This window comes from Stenotrophomonas sp. AN71, assembly GCF_050435725.1.
Taxonomy (GTDB): domain Bacteria; phylum Pseudomonadota; class Gammaproteobacteria; order Xanthomonadales; family Xanthomonadaceae; genus Stenotrophomonas.
The window spans coordinates 135,723-152,716 of the sequence record NZ_JBNDKU010000001.1; the positions used below are offsets into that span (position 1 = coordinate 135,723).

A 16,994-nucleotide genomic window follows, 5' to 3' on the forward strand; every position below is an offset into this window, starting at 1 on the left:
CCTGACCAGGGCGGATGCCGGACCGGGTGCAGCAGCGCCCGGTGATCCTTTCCTGTTACGGCTGGTGTTCCATGCACGCACGTCCCGTCGTTCCCGGCTTGCCGGCGCTGGTGTTGGCAGCCCTGATCGGCACCATGGCAATGATGTCGTTTGTTGCCGTGATCGGCCCGGTGGTCCGTTTGCTCGGGCTGTCCGAATGGCATGCCGGCCTGTCGGTCACCGCTGCCGGCGTGCTGTGGATGCTGGCCGCGCGCCCGTGGGGCCAACTAAGTGATCGCATCGGCCGCAAGCGCGTGCTGATGCTGGCGATGAGCGCCTACACCGTGGTCTACATCGCGTTGGCGGTGTTCATCGACGTGGCCTTGCAGGTGGTCCCGCCGGTGCTGGTGTCGGTGCTGGTGCTGGTGGGTGCGCGTGGGCTGATCGGCCTGTTCTACGCCGCTGTTCCGCCCACCGCGGCAGCACTGATCGCCGACAAGGCACCGCCCGGGCAGCGCGCCCAGTTCCTTGCCCGACTGGGCAGTGCCAATGCACTGGGGATGGTGCTGGGCCCGGCCGCCGCCGGTTGGCTGGCCTATACCAATCTGTCGCTGGCGTTGTACGTGGCGGCGCTGCTGCCCCTTCTGGCCCTGGCCCTGCTGGCCTGGCGGCTGCCGGCCACCGAACCGGTGGTCGGCGCGTCCGCGCCGCGCCGCCCATCCATGAGCCGCCTCGATCCGCGCTTGCGCCTGCCACAGCTGGCGGCGTTCATCGCGATGGTGTCGGTGACCATCGCCCAGGTTACGGTCGGCTTCTTTGCGATCGACCGCCTCGGCCTCGACGCCGCAGCTGGTGCACGCATGGCGGGCATCGCGCTCACTGCGGTCGGCGTCGGCCTGATCCTGGCGCAGGTACTGGTGATGAAGCTGGAGGTGCATCCGCGGCGCTGGATCATGCTAGGCGCGTTGATCTCCGGCATCGGCTTTGCTTCGGTGGCAGGTGTGCAACAGGCCTGGCAACTGCCCGCCGCCTACGCACTGGCGGCATTCGGCATGGGGTTTGTATTTCCCTCGTTCCAGGCGCTGGCCGCCGATGCAGTGCAGGCGCAGGAACAGGGTGCTGCCGCCGGCACGGCGGCGGCGGCGCAGGGCCTGGGCATGGTGGCCGGACCGATGCTCGGCACGCTGTTGTATCGCGGCGGGCCGAGCCTGCCATACCTGCTGGTGGGCGCGCTGCTGCTGTTGCTGTGCGCGCTGGCCGCGGCCCATCGCATGAAGGAGACCCCATGAACGATTCCCTGATGCAGGGCGTGTGGCCGGAGGCTGCGCCATCGCCCCTGGAGGCTACCGACGACGCCTCGCTGTTCCTGTTGCAGCATGCCGGCCAGCATGTACATGCCCGTGGATGCCGCGCGATGCTGCCGGCCGGTGCGCTGGCGACACTTGCAGAGCGCGTGGCGGCGTTCTTCGCGCAGCAGCGCGGTGGCCCTGGCCTGCTGGTCGGGGCGGTGCCGTTTGAACCACGCGCTGATGACGCGCTGTACCAGCCCGAGCGCCTGCTGCCGCCATTGCCGCTGCAGCCGCAGGCGGCACCGCCGCTGGACGGCGCACTGCAGGCCGAGCCGGCGGCACAGGACTATGCCGCTGCGGTCTCCGCCGCAGTACAGGCGCTGCGCGCGCCCGAGCAGGACCTGCACAAGGTGGTGCTGGCGCGCAGCCTGTTGGCACGCACGCAGGCTGCGCTGTCGCCGGAGGTGCTGCTGGCACGGCTGGCAGCCGATCCATCGGTGGCGACCTACGCCGTGCCGTTGCCGGTCGAACTGGGGCAGGCACCGGCCTGGCTGATCGGCGCGACCCCCGAACTGCTGCTGCGCAAGCGTGGTGCGCAGCTGCTGTCGCATCCGCTGGCCGGCTCGGCGCGGCGCAGCGCTGACGCGATCGTCGACGAACGTGCCGCGCAGTCGCTGCTGGCCTCGAGCAAGGACCACGACGAGCACCGTCACGTGGTCGAAGCCATCGTTGCTGGCCTGGCCCCGTACTGCAGCCATATCGATGCGCAGCCGCGCCCGGCGCTGCACGCCACTGCCAGCATGTGGCACCTCGGTACGCGTATCCATGCCACGCTGAAAGACCCGGCCACGTCGGCCGCGGAGCTGCTGGCGACGCTGCATCCCACACCCGCGGTCTGTGGTACGCCGCGGCTGTCGGCGCTGCAGCGCATCCGTGAACTGGAGCCGGTACCGCGCGGCTTCTATGCCGGTGCCGTGGGCTGGCTCGATGCCCAGGGGGACGGCGACTGGTACGTGGCGATCCGCTGCGCACGCCTGCAGGGCGCGCACCTGCGCCTGTATGCCGGCGCCGGCATCGTGGCCGACTCGCAACCGGAAGCCGAGGTGGCCGAAACCGCCGCGAAGTTCGCTGCCCTGTTGAACGCGCTGGGAGTGCATGAGCCCGCGCCTGCCATCGAGCCTGCAGCATGACGACTCCAACGACATCCTGCCGCCTGCCACTGCAGCAGGCCTGGCCTGACGCGCTGGTCGCGCGCTACCGCGCGGCCGGCTACTGGCGGGGCGAGACGTTCCCGGCCTTCCTGCGCGAGCGTGCCGAATGCTATGCCGATGACATCGCGGTGGTCGCCGGTGATGTCCGGTTGAGCTACGCGCAGTTGTGGCATGAAGCCGGGCGCATCGGCGCTGGCCTGCTTGAACGTGGGCTGCAGCCCGGTGAGCGGGTGCTGGTGCAACTGGGCAACACGGCAGGTTTCATTGCCACCATCTGTGGGCTGTTCCGCGCCGGCCTGGTGCCGGTGTACGCGCTGCCTGCGCACCGCATCACCGAGCTGGTGCACTTTGCCCGCAAGGCCGAGGCCAGCGCCTACGTCACCACCGATCTGCACGACGGGTTCGATCATCGTGGGCTGGCGCGCGCGCTGCAGGCCGAGGTGCCCGCGGTGCGCGAGGTGGTGATCGAGGGTGACGCGGCGGAGTTCATCGCCCTGAATGCGCTGCAGGGCGACCGCAGCCAGCTGCCGGCCGACCCGGACCCGCAGTCGGTGGCGTTCCTGCAGATTTCCGGTGGCAGCACCGGCCTGTCCAAGCTGATTCCGCGTACGCACGACGATTACATCTATTCGTTCCGCGCCAGCAATGCGATCTGCGGCATCGACCGCGACAGTGTGTACCTGGTGGCGCTGCCCGCCGCGCACAATTTTCCGATGAGCTCGCCGGGCTTCTTCGGCGCACTGTACGCCGGTGCGCGCGTGGTGCTCAGCCCGGGCCCCGGCCCGGACGCCGCATTCCCGCTGATCGCCCGCGAGCGGGTGACCTGCTGCGGGCTGGTGCCGCCGCTGGCATTGCTGTGGGCGCAGGCCGCTGCAACCAGCAAGCATGACCTGTCCAGCCTGCAGGTGCTGCAGGTGGGCGGCGCCAAGCTGGTGCCGGAGGCGGCGCGACGGGTGATCGACGGTCTCGGCTGCACGTTGCAGCAGGTCTTCGGCATGGCCGAGGGCCTGGTCAACTACACCCGCCTGGACGATCCGGAAGCGCTGATCGTGGCCTGCCAGGGCCGGCCGATCAGCCCGGATGATGAGGTGCGGGTGGTCGATGACCACGACCGGCTGGTGACCGAGGGCGAAGTGGGGCATCTGCTGACCCGTGGCCCGTACACCATCCGTGGCTACCATAACGATGCGGCCGCCAACGCACGCTCGTTCACCGATGACGGCTTCTATCGCACCGGCGATCGCGTGCAGCAGCTGCCCGGTGGCTACCTGGTGGTGCAGGGGCGCGCCGGCGACCATATCAACCGCGCGGGCGAGAAGATTTCGGCCGAAGAGATCGAAGATCATCTGCTGGCCCATCCGGGCGTGTTCGACGCTGCAGTCGTGTCCATTCCAGACGACTATCTTGGCGAGCGCAGCTGCGCTTTCGTGATCGCACAGGGCGAACCATTCAAGGCGCCCGCATTGAAGGCGTGGATGCGAGAGCGTGGCCTGGCGGCCTTCAAGGTGCCTGACCAGGTCGTATTCGTTGATAGTTTCGATACCACAGCGGTCGGCAAGATCAGCCGCCGCGAACTGCGTGCGCAGCTGCGCGCGCGTCATCTGCAACAGACAGGAGGAACGCGCTGATGGCGCTGCCCCGTATCACCGATTATCCCTTGCCGACCGCCGCCGAGCTGCCGCAGCCACGTGGCCCATGGCGCCCGCAGCGCGATCGCATCGCGCTGCTGGTGCATGACATGCAGCGCTACTTCCTGGCCGCGTTCGACGCCGGCAGCACGCCGCTGCGTCCAGCGGTGGACAACATCGTGCGCCTGCTGGCGCACTGCCGTGCACACGATATTCCGGTGTTCTACACCGCCCAGCACGGTGACCAGGATCGCCGCGACCGTGGCCTGCAGGCCGATCTATGGGGACCGGGCATGCGCCGCAGCGCCGACCACGAACCGATCATCGAAGTGCTCGCGCCGCAGCCGGGTGAGCATGTGCTGGTGAAGCACCGCTACAGCGCGTTCCAGCGCAGCAACCTGGAAACGCTGATGCGCGTGCGTGGCCGTGACCAGCTGCTGGTGACCGGCGTGTACGCACACATTGGTTGCACCGCCACCCTGGTCGAGGCGTTCCAGCGAGATATCGAGGCGTTCATCGCCGCCGATGCCGTGGCCGATTTTTCGCGTGAGGACCACGAGCAGGCACTGCGCTGGATCGCGCGGACCTGTGGCGTGCCGATGACGACCGACCAGCTGCTTGAGGTGCTGTGATGGAAACGAACGCTGACGCGCTGGACCTGGAGCGCATGCGTGCCGATGTGGCGCGGGTGCTGGAGTGCGCTCCGGAAGAAATTGGAGATGACGATAACCTGATGGACCTGGACCTGGACTCGATGCGCATGCTCGGCCTGGTGCTGGCGTGGGGCAATACCGGGTTACCGCTGGAGTTCTCGCAGTTGGCCGAGCACACCACGCTGCGCCAGTGGTGGGGCGTGGTACAGGCACTGCAGGCCGTACGTACCGCATGAACGCCGCCGCGCTGGCCACGCCGGTGGCATTGACCGAGGCCCAGACCGGGCTGTGGTTCGCCCAGCGCCTGGCACCGGGAAATCCGTCCTTCAATACCGCGCACGCGGTGTGGATCGAGGGGCCGTTGGACGTTGCAGCCTTCACGGCAGCGGCCAACCAGGCCGCGGCCGAGGCGCAGGCATTTGCGCTGCGTTTCGCCGAGGGCGCGGACGGCCAGCCGTTGCAATGGCACGACCCGGCACACGTGCCGCTGCTGTCGTTGCGTGATGTGTCCAGCGACGCAGACCCGGATGCTGCGGCGCGGGTGCTGATGCAGGCCGACCGGCTCAGCGCGGTCGACCCGACCCGCGACCGGATCAGCCAGCAGGTGTTGTTCGCGCTGGGCGGTCAGCGTTGGGTCTGGTACGTGCGCGTGCATCACCTGGCCGCCGATGGCTATGGCATGGCGTTGTTCAGTGACCGCGTCTGCGCCCTGTATGCCGGGCGTAGTGGGGACGCGCTGCCCGCCTTGGCGGGCGTGCTGGCCGACGATGCCGCGTACCGCGCCGATCCCCGGCGCGAGCAGGCCGGCCAGTGGTGGCGCGAGCGGATGCAGGGAGCACCGGCGGCCGCCGGCCTGGCCGGCACACTGCCGGCCAGCGATGACGCGCTGCGCTGGATACAGCCGCTTGATGCAGGATTCCGCGAGCGCTTGCTGCAGGCTTCGGTGCGCTGGCTGCAACCGTGGCCGGACGTGCTGACAGCGCTGGCAGCCGAGTATCTGCGCCGGATGAGCGCGGCCGACGAAGTGGTGCTGGGTGTGCCTTACATGGGCCGACTCGGCAACGCGTCGGCGCGCGTTCCGGCGATGGTGATGAATGTGCTGCCCCTGCGTGTTGCGGCGGGCGAGGGCAGCGTCAGCGTCGAGGCGTTCACCCGCGGGTTGGGCCGACTGCTCAGCCAGGGGCGAAAGCATGGCCGCTACCGGGGTGAGCAGCTGCGCCGTGATCTCGGCCTGGTGGGCGCACAGCAGCGCCTGCACGGGCCGATGGTGAATGTGCAGCCGTTCTACAGACCCATGATGTTGCCGGGAGTGCAGGCCACGCTGGAGGTATTGTGCACCGGGCCGGTGGATGATCTGACGCTGGGCTTCCGCGGCGATGGGGAGCATCTGCTGGATCTGGAAATCGAGGCCAATCCGGCGTTGTACCGTCGCGAAGACGTGCAGGCGCACGCCCAGCGCCTGCTGCATTTCGTATCGGCCGCAGTGGACGCCCAGGACATTGCACAGGTGCCGCTGGCCACTGCCGCGGAAGCGCAGCAGGTGGTACACGGCTTCAACGCCAAAGCGCATGCATTGCCAGATACCACGTTGGTTGAACTGCTGCAGCAGGGTATCGACCGCGACCCGCAGGCCACTGCGCTGGTGTTCGGCGAAATCGCACTGGACTACGCGACGCTGGAGGCGCGCACGTTCGCGTTGGCGGCACAGCTGCGTTCGATGGGGGCTGGTCCCGGCAGCGTGGTGGCGGTGGCGTTGCCGCGTTCGCTGGAGCTGGTGATCGCGCTGGTCGCAGTGTTGCGTGCCGGTGCCGCCTATCTGCCGTTGGATCTGGCGCACCCCGATGAGCGGCTGGCGCGCATCATCGCTTCGGCGCAGCCGGTATGCGTGTTGGCAGCGGCCGAGGTGCAGGGGCGCCTGGGTGGAGTGCCGGTGCTGGCGCCCGATCAATGGACCGCACTCAGTTTCGCTGCGCCGTGGGCCGATCCGGCGCCCAGCGATGCGGCCTATGTGATCTATACATCAGGCTCCACCGGTGAGCCCAAGGGCGTATTGATCGAGCACCGCGCCATCGTCAACCGGCTGCTCTGGATGCGCGGGCACTATGGTTTTGGCGCCGATGACCGGGTGCTGCAGAAGACGCCAGCGACCTTCGATGTTTCGGTCTGGGAGTTCTTCCTGCCGCTGTTGTGCGGGGCCACGCTGGTGATTGCCGGCCCCGACGCGCATCGCGATCCCAGCGAGCTGGCACGTCTGGTCCATGCGCACGCCGTCACCACCGCGCACTTCGTGCCGTCGATGCTCGATGCGTTCCTCGCCGCGCCGGCGTCGCACGGGCTGATGCTGCGCCGGGTGTTCACCAGCGGCGAAGCGCTGGACGCCTCGCTTCGCGACCGCTTCCATGCACGCGTGCAGGCCGAGTTGCACAACCTGTATGGGCCGACCGAGGCCGCGGTGGACGTCAGCTACTGGCCGGCGTCGGCCGATGACACCTCGCGTCCGGTACCGATCGGCTTCCCGGTCTGGAACACCCGGCTGTATGTGCTCGACGCCGGGATGCAGCCGCTGCCGGTTGGCGTGGCCGGTGATCTGTACCTGGGCGGCGTACAGCTGGCACGTGGCTATCTCGGCCGTGATGACCTGACCGCCGAGCGCTTCCTGGCCGACCCGTTCCTGCCGGGTGAACGCATCTACCGCACCGGCGATGTGGCGCGCTGGCGTGCCGACGGCGCCGTCGAGTACCTCGGCCGCAGCGACCACCAGGTGAAGCTGCGCGGGTTGCGCATCGAGCTGGGCGAGATCGAAGTGGCATTGCGCGAGCTGCCCGGCATGGAGCGTGTGGAGGTGTTGCTGCGCCACGATCGGCCGGGTGATGCGCGGCTGGTGGCCTACGTGCCTTCCGCATTGGCCGATGCTGCGGTGCTGCGCAGCCATCTGGCCACGCGCGTCCCCGACTACATGGTACCTGCGGTCTTCGTCGGCGTGGATCGCTGGCCGGTGACCGCCAACGGCAAACTGGATCGCGACGCATTGCCCAAGCCGCCGCAGCAGGAGATGGCCGGCCTGGCCGCACGCACCCCCCTGGAGCAGGAGCTCGCGGCGCTGTTCGCACAGGCCCTGGGCCGCACGGCATCGGTGGCGGTAGATGCGGACTTCTTCAGCCTCGGCGGTGACTCGCTGTCGGCCGTGCATCTACTCTTGGCCATCGAGCAGCGTTGGCGTTGCGAACTGGGCCTGGGCGCGGTGTTTGCGCAGCCGACGGTGGCTGGACTTGCCGCGCGCATTGCGCAGCCCCCGGCACCGGCCGACCATGCGCTGGGCCCGGTGATCGCGCTGGCCACGACGGGTGCAGCGCAGCCATCGCCGCTGTTCGTGCTGCACCCGGCCGGCGGCATTGCCTGGAACTACCGCACGCTGGCGCGCGCCCTGCAGCCCGCACGCGCGGTGTATGGCCTGCAGTCGCCTGCGCTGGATACGCGCCAGCCGCTGCCTTCGTGCATTGAAGCGATGGCCAACGACTACGTGCAGCGCGTGGCCGCATTGCAGCCACAGGGGCCGGTGCACCTGCTGGGGTGGTCGGTGGGTGGCATCCTGGCCCAGGCCATGGCGGTTCGCCTGCATGAAATTGGGCGCGAAGTGGGTGAGCTGGTGTTGCTGGACGCCTATCCGAGCGAGTGCTGGCGGGCCGAGCCGGAACCGGACCCGATTGCTGCGCTGCGTGCGCTGCTGGCCATCGCAGGGCACGACCCGGATGCGCATCCGGAACTGGACAGTCGCGAACGTATCCTGGCCTTCCTGCGTCGCGGCGGCAGTGCGCTGGGCAGCTTGCCCGATGTCGTGCTTGATGGCGTGGTGCGCGCGGTGACCGGCACCAATCGGCTGATCCGCGAACATCACCACCGGCCGTTCGATGGCACGCTGGTGCATGTGCGCGCTGGTCGGGATCACCAGGCGCGGCCGCAGCTGCAGTCGGCGTTGTGGCGGGCACATGCGCGCACGGTCCAGGCGCTGGAACTGCCGTTCCTGCACGCCGAGCTGACCGGCCGCGATGCGGTGGCGCAGCTGGCGCCATGGTTGTCGGAGCGCCTGCGTCAATGGGATGAGCAAGAGGAGATCGCAACATGCAGTTGAGCGGTTTTGAAGGCCGCGTGGCGTTGGTCACGGGCGCCTCCGGCGGCATCGGCGAGGCACTGGTACGGCTGCTGGCCGAGGCAGGGTGCATGGTCGTAGCGACTGATCGCGAGGTGCCACGCGTGGCCGATACGCGGGTGCAGGCGTTCGCACTCGACGTGACCGACAGCGCAGCCGTGGAGGCGCTGGTGGATCGGGTGGAGTCTGATATCGGACCGATCGCGCTGGCCGCCAGCGTCGCCGGCGTGCTGCATGCAGGGGGCGTCACCGAGACCACCGATGCCGACTGGCGCCGGGTCTTCGCGGTCAATGCCGACGGGGTGTTCCATGTCGGGCGTGCGCTCGCGCGGGTGATGTCACCGCGCAGCCTGGGCGCGATGGTCACCGTCAGTTCGAACGCTGCCGGCGTGCCGCGGCACGGCATGGCGGCGTATGCCGCTTCCAAGGCCGCTGCCACGATGTTCACCCGCTGCCTCGGGCTGGAGCTGGCGCCGCTGGGCATCCGTTGCAACATCGTGGCCCCGGGTTCTACGCTGACCCCGATGCAGACCGGCATGTGGCAGGACGAGCACGGTGCCGAGCGGGTAATCGCCGGCAACCTGGAGACCTACAAGGCCGGCATTCCATTGCGCAAGCTGGCGACCCCCGACGACATCGCTCACTCGGTGATGTTCCTGCTGTCCGAGCAGGCTGGGCACGTGGCGATGAGCGACCTGTACGTGGACGGCGGCGCCACCCTGCGTGGCTGAGGTTCTGTAGAGCCGAGCCCATGCTCGGCTCTACAGGAAGCATCGGATTCGTTCGGTAGCGCCGAGCCAGGCGCGGCGGTGCTTCAAGGCAGGGTCAGGCGGTACACCAGCACGCGGTTGTCATTGTCGTACGGGCTGTCGCAGACCTCGCCCTGCATGCGGCAATGGCGGGCGATGAAGTCGTTGTCGTTGCCGATCAGCAGCAGCACGTCGTTCGGATGCTGCGGGTCCAGCGCCGGGAGTACATCCATGGCCTCCCACTTCTCCGACAGCAGGCCGTCATGCGGGCCACGCTTTGTGTCCAGATCCAGACCCGCACGGGCCAGCTGCGGGCGGTCCAGCAGGTTCAGCAGCTCGTCGCTGCGCGCAGGCGTGATGTCTGCTTTCAACGCAGTATCTACCGGGTCGGCCAGCACTGACGTTGTGCCGGTTTCATAGCGGCTTCCAGCCAGGTTGGTGGCGTCGGTCAGATCCACCAGCAGCACCGACTTGTAGACGATCGGATCGTCACCGTCCTTGCCCAGGCCATTGCCATCGCGGGCCAGAAGCAGAAAGCGGCTCGCATCCAACGCCCGCAGTTCGCTCTGCGCGGCGGTGCGGTCCAGCTTGCCCTTGCCGTCGTGCGCATAAGCCGGTAGCGCCATCACGTAATGGCCGATCGGCTGCTGTGGCGTGGCCGAAGCCGTCACGTCGTAGACCAGCACACGGGTGTTGATGCGGCCCGCTGCATTCCCCTGTGCACTGTCCTGCAGCGTGGCGCTCTGCAATGCCACGAACAGGCGCGTACCGTCGGGCGACAGACCCATGCCCTCCACGCCCTGGTTGTTGCGGCGCCCGGTCTGCGGCGCCATCAGTGAACCGAAGGCGGGTTTGCCATCGCGTTGCGGCCGGATCGCCGGCGGTGCCACGATCACGCCCTGCAGGTGGCCCTGCGGGTCGAAGTAGTAGACGTTGGCGGTGTACTCATCGCCGATGTAGAAATGGCCATCGGTGGTGAACTGCAGCGACTCGGCATCCAGCGAGACCTTGCCCGCGCCGGCACCGCTGGCCGGAGAGGGTAGCACCACGTTGCGCTGGGTGAGGGTGTGGTCGCCCGGGTCGGCACCGGTGAACGGCTGGCCGTTGAAGTCCTTCAGCACCAGGCCCTTGTCCGGCACCATGGTCAGCGTACCGAGCTTCCCGGGCTTGCCCAGTGCGGTCTCGATGCGCAACCGCATGCGCTCGACGCGGCCGGCATAGTCGTAGAACAGGCCGGCCTCGGGATCATTGCGACCGCGGTCGGGCAGGGTCCACAGCACGCCTTCGTAGCCCTTGGCAGTGCGCTGCCAGGTGCCGGGTTGCACCGCCAGTGAGGAGAACGAGCCCAGCGTGTCGCCGAGGAAGTCCACCGTGCCCGCCGACAGGCGCCCGGCCGCGACCAGGCCCTTGTCCACATAGGTACGGCCGCCCAGCTGCAGGGCACGCGGCGGCGCGCCGGCAGCCTCATGCGGCGCGGAGTAGCCGCTGGCGGAAAGGGTAGCCAGCAGCAGGGCGGTAGCGAGCATCGGTGGACTCCGGGCGGTCGATCAGAAGCGAAGGTCGATGGTACCGAACACCTGCCGCGGTGCCGATGCATGGAACACATACAGCTTGCCGGCCGGGTCGCTGGGTGCGAACACGCTCGAGTCCAGGTTGCTGGCGTAGCGCTTGTTGGTCAGGTTGGTCACGTTGAACGACAGGCGCACACCCTTGGCAAAGCTGACCTGGCCGAAGTCGTAGCCGCCGGCCAGATCGAACACGGTGAAGCCACCGAAGCCCTGGTCATTGGTATAGGTATAGAAGCGCTCGCCGGTGTACTTGCCGCGCAGGCTGGCGAACCAGCCGTTGTCGCGCCAGGTGATCTCGGTGGCCAGCAGCTGCTTGGGCGTGTCGGTCTGGATCTTGCCCTTGATCTGCTGCTCGACGCCGGCCTGCACGTAATTGGACGCATAGGTCGAGCGGTTCAGCGAGGCCGAGGTGTACCAGCTGAAGTGTTCGTTCGGGGTCCACAGCACGGTCAGCTCGGCGCCACGGCTGTCGACGCCGCCCACGTTGTAGAAGCGGTTGCCGCAGGTGGGTCCGACCGCCTGCCGCGAGTCGCAGGGGTTGTACTGCAGCAGGCGGTTGTCGAAGCGCACGCTGTACGCCGCGATCGAGGCCTGCAGGGTGTCGGTGACAAAGCGGTAGCCAGCCTCCAGCGAGCGCGATTCTTCCGGCTTCAGATCGGCCTGTGCGTTCCAGGTAGCCTGGCTGACCGCCTGCGGGCCAAGCTTGAAGCCGCCCTGGAACATGGCGATGTTCTCGGCGTAGCTGGCAAAGATCTCGTGATGCTCAGCCAGACGGAAGTTGGCACCGATGCTCGGCAGGAAATTCTTGCTGGCCTTCAGCGAGCCGGTGGCGAACTGGTTGTTCGAGCTCGGCGAGATCGGTGTCTTCGCGTCGCCCGGCATCGCCTGCGCGTCGGAGGTGGCGTGCGGGCTCTTGGCGCCGAATTCCAGGGTCAGGCGGTCGTCGAGCAGGCGCCAGGTGTCCTTCAGGAAAAACTGATGGGTCTTCCAGCGCGTGCGCTGGGCGAACACGCCGACATCGGAGGGCAGGGTGTTCATGCCGCTCAGGTCGCGTGGGCCGTCCACTGCCGTCTGGTAGCGCTCGGCGCTGCTGGTGTTGCGCTCGTACCAGACGCCGCCTTCGATGCGGTGCGCGCCCAGCTCCCAATCGAACGACAGCGTGCCGCCGTCGCGGTCGATGGTGTAGATGGTGTTGCGGAAGATGATCGGGATTTCCTGCGCGGTGCCCTTGTTCGACCACGCGCCGCTGTTCCAGTTGTGGCCTTCCCCGCGGTCATCGTGGTGGTAGGCCAGCGCGCGCAGGCTGAAGCCATCGGCCAGGAAGAAGTCGCCGGCCAGGTAGTACAGGTTGTCGTCGCGCAGGATCTGGCCAGCGGTGAAGGCGCCGTCGGCGTCCTTGTCCGGGCCGCTGCTGTCGCACTTCTTCGCGTTGAAGCTGGCGGTGTTGCAGTAGGCCTTGGCCACGGCCTTGTTCCAGTCAGGCGCGTAGCCGCCCCAGTCCCAACCGAGCCCACGTGCCATCTCGTCCTTGGACAGATAGAAATAGTCGGCCTGGGTAGTGCGCGAGGTATCGACGAAACCGGTGATCTGGCCGCGACCGAAGTTCCACACGCCCTTGGCATTGAACTGCCTGGTGGTGGACTGGTTGTAGGCGCTCTGGTCGTTCCACAGGTCCGAGACGGCGTTCATGCCGGAGACGTAGCCGGAGAAGCCGTTGTATTCGCCGCTGTCCACGCGCACGAAGGTGCGGCGGTTGGCATCGCTGCCGAAAGTCTGCACCACGCGGCCGCCGAGTTCCTGTGCCGGGCGGTCGGAGGTGTAGGAGATCGTGCCGCCGAGATTGCTGGTGGAGGGCGTGCCGAGGCTGCCGATGCCCACCGCCAGTTCGGCGCCGGCCATGTTCTCACTGATCAGCGCACGGTTGATGGTCAGGCCGTTGTAGTTGTTGTATGCGCCATCGCCCAGCGGTACGCCGTCCAGGGTGTAACCAAGGCGCGTAGAGTTGAAGCCACGCAGGCTGAGTGTCATCGACTGCTCATTGGTACCCAGCGCGTCGGCCGACTGCGCATTGACGCCCGGCAGGAGGTTCAGGGTCTTCTGCAGGCTGGTGCCCGGCGGCAGGATGTCGAGGTTCTCGCGGGTGATGCGCTGCACCTGGCGCGCTTCGCCGCTGCCGATCACCGAAACCGCGTCGAGGTCGGTAGCGGACGCGCCGCCGGAGGTCGGGGCAGCATCCTGCGCCCAAGCCGCAGGAGCCAGCGCGATGGACAGCGCGGCGGCCAACAAAGTCTTCGTCATGATGCAGACACTCAGGCAGGCACGAGCCACCACGCGCAGGCGGAGCCCATGGAGTTCAAAAGGGGAGACTACCGATGCGACCGCGAGCGCCGCAGGCGCCGTGGGTCAACGTGAAAATGGTGCGCTAGACAGATGACTGTCTGGTGACATGTTCATCCGTTGTGAGGTGGTAGTGCCGGCCAGCGGCCGGCACTACCCCTTCGGCGTCTGGCGGGGTTTGCGCGTGCGCTTGGGCTTCGCGGCATCCGCAGCGCTGGCGGCGCCGTCCTGCAGGGCCTGCAGCCAGGACAGGGTATCCACGTAGTCGATGAAATGCCGCAGGTAGCCCGGGCTGGTCGCCTGCATCGTGTCGAGCATGCGTTGCACCAGCACTGCCGAGTTCAGTGGGCCGCCGTCAGTGGGCGCTTCTGCACGCAGCGAGCGGCGTACCTGCAGTTCGCTGCGCAGTTCGGACCACTCGCGCTGAACCTGCTCACGCATCGGCACCTGTGGGTAGTGCGCCAGCGCTCGCGACCCCGCGTCGAGATCACGTACGAGGGCGCGCAGGCTATCCGGCGCGGGAGGCTTACTTGCCATCCGGGGCCTTGGGCTTGGGAATCGGCGCAATCTCGACGCGGCGGTTGCGCGCGCGGCCGTCTTCGCTCGCATTGGAACTGACCGGCTGCTCGCTACCGAACGCGGCGGCGAATACCGCATCGGCGGGAACGCCGTCGGCGATCAGGGTGCGGGTCACGGTCAGCGAGCGCTGTGCGGACAGCTCCCAGTTGTCGGCGAAGCGACGGTTGCCTTCGCGCACCGGCGCGTCATCGGTGAAGCCGCTGACCATCAGGATCTCTTCGCGCGTGCCCAGGTAGGCAGCCAGCGGCGCGGCCAGACTACGCAGCAGCTCCTGGCCCTCCGGCTGCAGCTGGTCCGAGCTCAGCGCGAACAGCACGCTGCCGCTGATGCCGATGCGGCCATCGACCAGGGTCACGCGGCCGGCAGCGAGTGGGCCGGCCAGTGCCTGCTCCAACGTCTGCAGTCGCTTGGCTTCGGCCTGGCGCTGTTTCACTTCCTGGTCCAGCCGCTGCGACAGTTCCAGCTGCACGGCCACCACGCCGACCAGGATCAGCACGAACGCGCCCAGCAATACCGACATCAGATCGCCGAAGGCGGCCCAGATCGGGGCATGCGAGCCGCCGTCGACCTCCAGTTCGTCGCTCATGCGCTGCCGGCCTTGCCGCGGCGGGCCGCCAGCTGCTGCAGTTCTTCCATCACCTGCTTCTGCGACAGCAGGCTGAGGTCGACCACCTCGCGCGCCTGGGCCACGTAATAGGCCAGCTGTTCATCGCTGCGCGCCAGCGAGGCATCCAGTGCGCCGCCGATCTGTTCCAGGCGGCCGGACAGCTCGGTGGAGGCGCCGCCGAACTGCGCGACCGCCTCGCCGAAGGCGCCGGCCAGCTGGCCCACGTCTCCTGCGCTGCCACTGAGCGCCGCCGCGATGCCATCGAGCTTGCCGGTCTCGGCGGCGATGTGGTCGGTGAAGCGGTTGCCGACGCGTTCCAGCAGTTCGGCCGATCCACCGACCAGTGCGTCCACTGCCTTGCGCTGTTCGTGCGAGGCGTGGTTGATCGCATCGAGCAGGGTCTGCACGGTGGCCAGCAGGCGGCCGCGTTCTTCCAGCATCGCGTTGTCGCGCACCAGGCTTTCGGAGAGCGTGCTGCGCAGTTCATTGATGACGTCGGCGGCGGCTTTCGGCGCGGCCGCGGCGGTCTGCAGCAGAGTGGAGACTTCGGCCAGGGTGGCGCTGGCCTGCACGCGGCCGTTCTCGCCGATCTGCTGCGCGGTTCCGGCGAGGGCGTCGCAGACGTGTTGCTGCTGGGCAGCGAGGCGTTCACCGTTGGCCTCAAGGCGTTCGGCCAGATCAGTGGACACGTGCTGCAAGGCATCGCTCCAGCGCTGCAGGCGCTGTTCGTCGCCGGCCTGCAGCTGCGCCTGCAGGCCGGCGTGGGCCTGCTGCAGCTCGGCGCTGACCGCGTCCCAGCGCGCCTGGCGATGCTGCTCTCGGTTGTCCAGGCTGGCCTGCAGTTCGGCGTGCGCAGCGGCGGCGGCAGCCTGCGCGGCCTGCCAGTCCTGCGAGCGCTGCTGCTCGTGCTCCTGCAGCAGCGACTGGCCGGCGGAGTGGCGTTCATCCAGGGCCTGCAGCAATGCCTGCGCGCGTTCGTCCAGCTGCTGGCTGGCGGCCAGCAGGGCCTGTTGCTGACGCTCGACCAGTGCACCATTCAGCGTCTGCTGCTGTTCGGCGGCGGCGCGCCAGGCGTCGGCATTGCCGCGGGCATCGGCCTGCAGGCGCTCGCCGATGTGGGTGACCAGCGCTTCGGCGCTCGCACCCTGGCCGTCGCTGAAGGCCCGCAGATGCTGGCGCAGATCATTCACCAGCGCCTGCTGCGCCTGGGTCTGTTCGGTCACTACCTTGGCCCAGCTGGCCTCGGTGGCCACGCGGCTGCGCTCGAAGCCATCGCTGAGGCCGGCCAGCTGCTGCTGCACGGCCTGTTCAACCCGCGCATGCAGGGCCTGGCCGTGGCTGGCCAGACCGGCCAGCGTGGTTTCGGCCATCGGTTGCAGCGCGCCACCGATCGCGGCGGCGCTGGCTTCGGCACCCTCGCGCAACGACTGCTGCAGCGACACCGCCAGCCGTTCCTGCAACGCCTGGCTCTGGGTCAGGAACTCGGCCTGGCCGGCCAGCAGGCGCTCATTGGCGGCCGTGCTGTGCTGTTCAAAGGTCTGCGTCATCGCCTGCAGGCGGTCGACCAGCGCCGGCATTGCTGCAGACTGCGCCTGCAGCAGGCGCAGCGATTCGGCGCGCTGCCAGGCCTGCGAGTACGGGTGCAGGTCGCCGGCAATCGCGCGATCCAGCTGCTGCACCGCCTGCAGCCGGTCGCGGCGCAACAGGGCGGCCAACAGGCCCAGCATTGCCGAGCTGGCCACACCGGCGATGGAGGTGCCGAACGCCACCGCAAGGCCTTGTACCGGCGAAGCCAGCGAGCCGCGGATGGCGGCCATGTCGGTCGCGCTCTGCAGTGCAAGGCCGGTGCCACGCAGGGTGTCCATCATGCCCAGCAGGGTGCCGAGCATGCCCAGCAGCACCAGCAGGCCGACCAGGTACGGGGTCAGTACCGGTGCGGGCAGGGCGGTGCGCTCGCCTTCCACGCGCAGGCGAACGGCGTTGCGCAGGCCCACCGGCACGCGATCCAGCCAGGGGGCGAGGCGCTCCTTGGCGCTGGACAGGTCACTCAGCGCGCTGCGCAGGCCATTGCTGGCCTGGCGGTAGCGATACAGCTCCACGCCACCGGCGATGTAGCAGGCCGCGATGATCGCGGCCACCGCCGCACCCACCGGGTGCACCGAAACATAGCCAATGCCGATCCAGCACACGGCCAGCAGGCCGACAAGGAAAACAACGACATGGAAAGCAGTTCTGGACATGATGTTC

12 protein-coding genes are annotated in these 16,994 nt (G+C 68.3%); 7 read left to right on the top strand and 5 right to left on the bottom strand.

Going from position 1 to position 16,994, the window contains the following annotated elements:
• Positions 1-71 precede the first annotated feature (71 nt).
• The 7 genes from ABH900_RS00610 to ABH900_RS00640 are packed head-to-tail and all read left to right on the top strand — an operon-like array spanning position 72 to position 9,638.
• Positions 72-1,268 (top strand): MFS transporter, encoded by a 1,197-nt coding sequence (locus ABH900_RS00610; RefSeq protein WP_429620279.1) that lies wholly within the window; start codon positions 72-74, stop codon positions 1,266-1,268.
• Entirely contained in the window at positions 1,265-2,458 is a 1,194-nt protein-coding gene (locus ABH900_RS00615) for an isochorismate synthase (RefSeq protein ID WP_429620281.1), read from the top strand. Before ABH900_RS00610 ends, ABH900_RS00615 begins: the two co-directional genes overlap by 4 nt.
• A complete protein-coding gene (locus ABH900_RS00620; RefSeq protein WP_429620283.1) occupies positions 2,455-4,107 on the top strand; it encodes a (2,3-dihydroxybenzoyl)adenylate synthase in 1,653 nt (550 codons plus the stop codon). The genes ABH900_RS00615 and ABH900_RS00620 overlap by 4 nt, the downstream gene beginning before the upstream one ends.
• The gene (locus ABH900_RS00625) at positions 4,107-4,739 is read left to right on the top strand and encodes an isochorismatase family protein (protein ID WP_429620285.1); all 633 of its coding nucleotides are present in this window, start codon (positions 4,107-4,109) and stop codon (positions 4,737-4,739) included. Before ABH900_RS00620 ends, ABH900_RS00625 begins: the two co-directional genes overlap by 1 nt.
• The gene (locus ABH900_RS00630) at positions 4,739-4,996 is read left to right on the top strand and encodes a phosphopantetheine-binding protein (protein WP_429620287.1); all 258 of its coding nucleotides are present in this window, start codon (positions 4,739-4,741) and stop codon (positions 4,994-4,996) included. Before ABH900_RS00625 ends, ABH900_RS00630 begins: the two co-directional genes overlap by 1 nt.
• A complete protein-coding gene (locus tag ABH900_RS00635) occupies positions 4,993-8,889 on the top strand; it encodes an amino acid adenylation domain-containing protein (protein ID WP_429620289.1) in 3,897 nt (1,298 codons plus the stop codon). The genes ABH900_RS00630 and ABH900_RS00635 overlap by 4 nt, the downstream gene beginning before the upstream one ends.
• The gene (locus tag ABH900_RS00640; protein ID WP_429620291.1) at positions 8,880-9,638 is read left to right on the top strand and encodes a 2,3-dihydro-2,3-dihydroxybenzoate dehydrogenase; all 759 of its coding nucleotides are present in this window, start codon (positions 8,880-8,882) and stop codon (positions 9,636-9,638) included. The genes ABH900_RS00635 and ABH900_RS00640 overlap by 10 nt, the downstream gene beginning before the upstream one ends.
• Before the next feature lie 83 nt (positions 9,639-9,721).
• On the opposite strand, the gene ABH900_RS00645 is transcribed toward ABH900_RS00640, so the two are convergent.
• From ABH900_RS00645 to ABH900_RS00665, 5 genes are all read right to left on the bottom strand, one after another.
• Positions 9,722-11,182, bottom strand: coding sequence for an esterase-like activity of phytase family protein (locus tag ABH900_RS00645; RefSeq protein WP_429620293.1), 1,461 nt, complete (start codon positions 11,180-11,182; stop codon positions 9,722-9,724).
• Between the two features lie 21 nt (positions 11,183-11,203).
• Positions 11,204-13,522, bottom strand: coding sequence for a TonB-dependent receptor (locus ABH900_RS00650; RefSeq protein ID WP_429620295.1), 2,319 nt, complete (start codon positions 13,520-13,522; stop codon positions 11,204-11,206).
• A gap of 192 nt (positions 13,523-13,714) precedes the next feature.
• Complete coding sequence (locus tag ABH900_RS00655) at positions 13,715-14,170, bottom strand: DUF2894 domain-containing protein (protein ID WP_429620297.1); 456 nt, start codon at positions 14,168-14,170, stop codon at positions 13,715-13,717.
• Positions 14,088-14,726, bottom strand: coding sequence for an OmpA family protein (locus tag ABH900_RS00660; protein ID WP_429620299.1), 639 nt, complete (start codon positions 14,724-14,726; stop codon positions 14,088-14,090). The genes ABH900_RS00655 and ABH900_RS00660 overlap by 83 nt, the downstream gene beginning before the upstream one ends.
• Positions 14,723-16,987 (bottom strand): DUF802 domain-containing protein, encoded by a 2,265-nt coding sequence (locus tag ABH900_RS00665; RefSeq protein ID WP_429620301.1) that lies wholly within the window; start codon positions 16,985-16,987, stop codon positions 14,723-14,725. The genes ABH900_RS00660 and ABH900_RS00665 overlap by 4 nt, the downstream gene beginning before the upstream one ends.
• Positions 16,988-16,994: the final 7 nt, after the last annotated feature.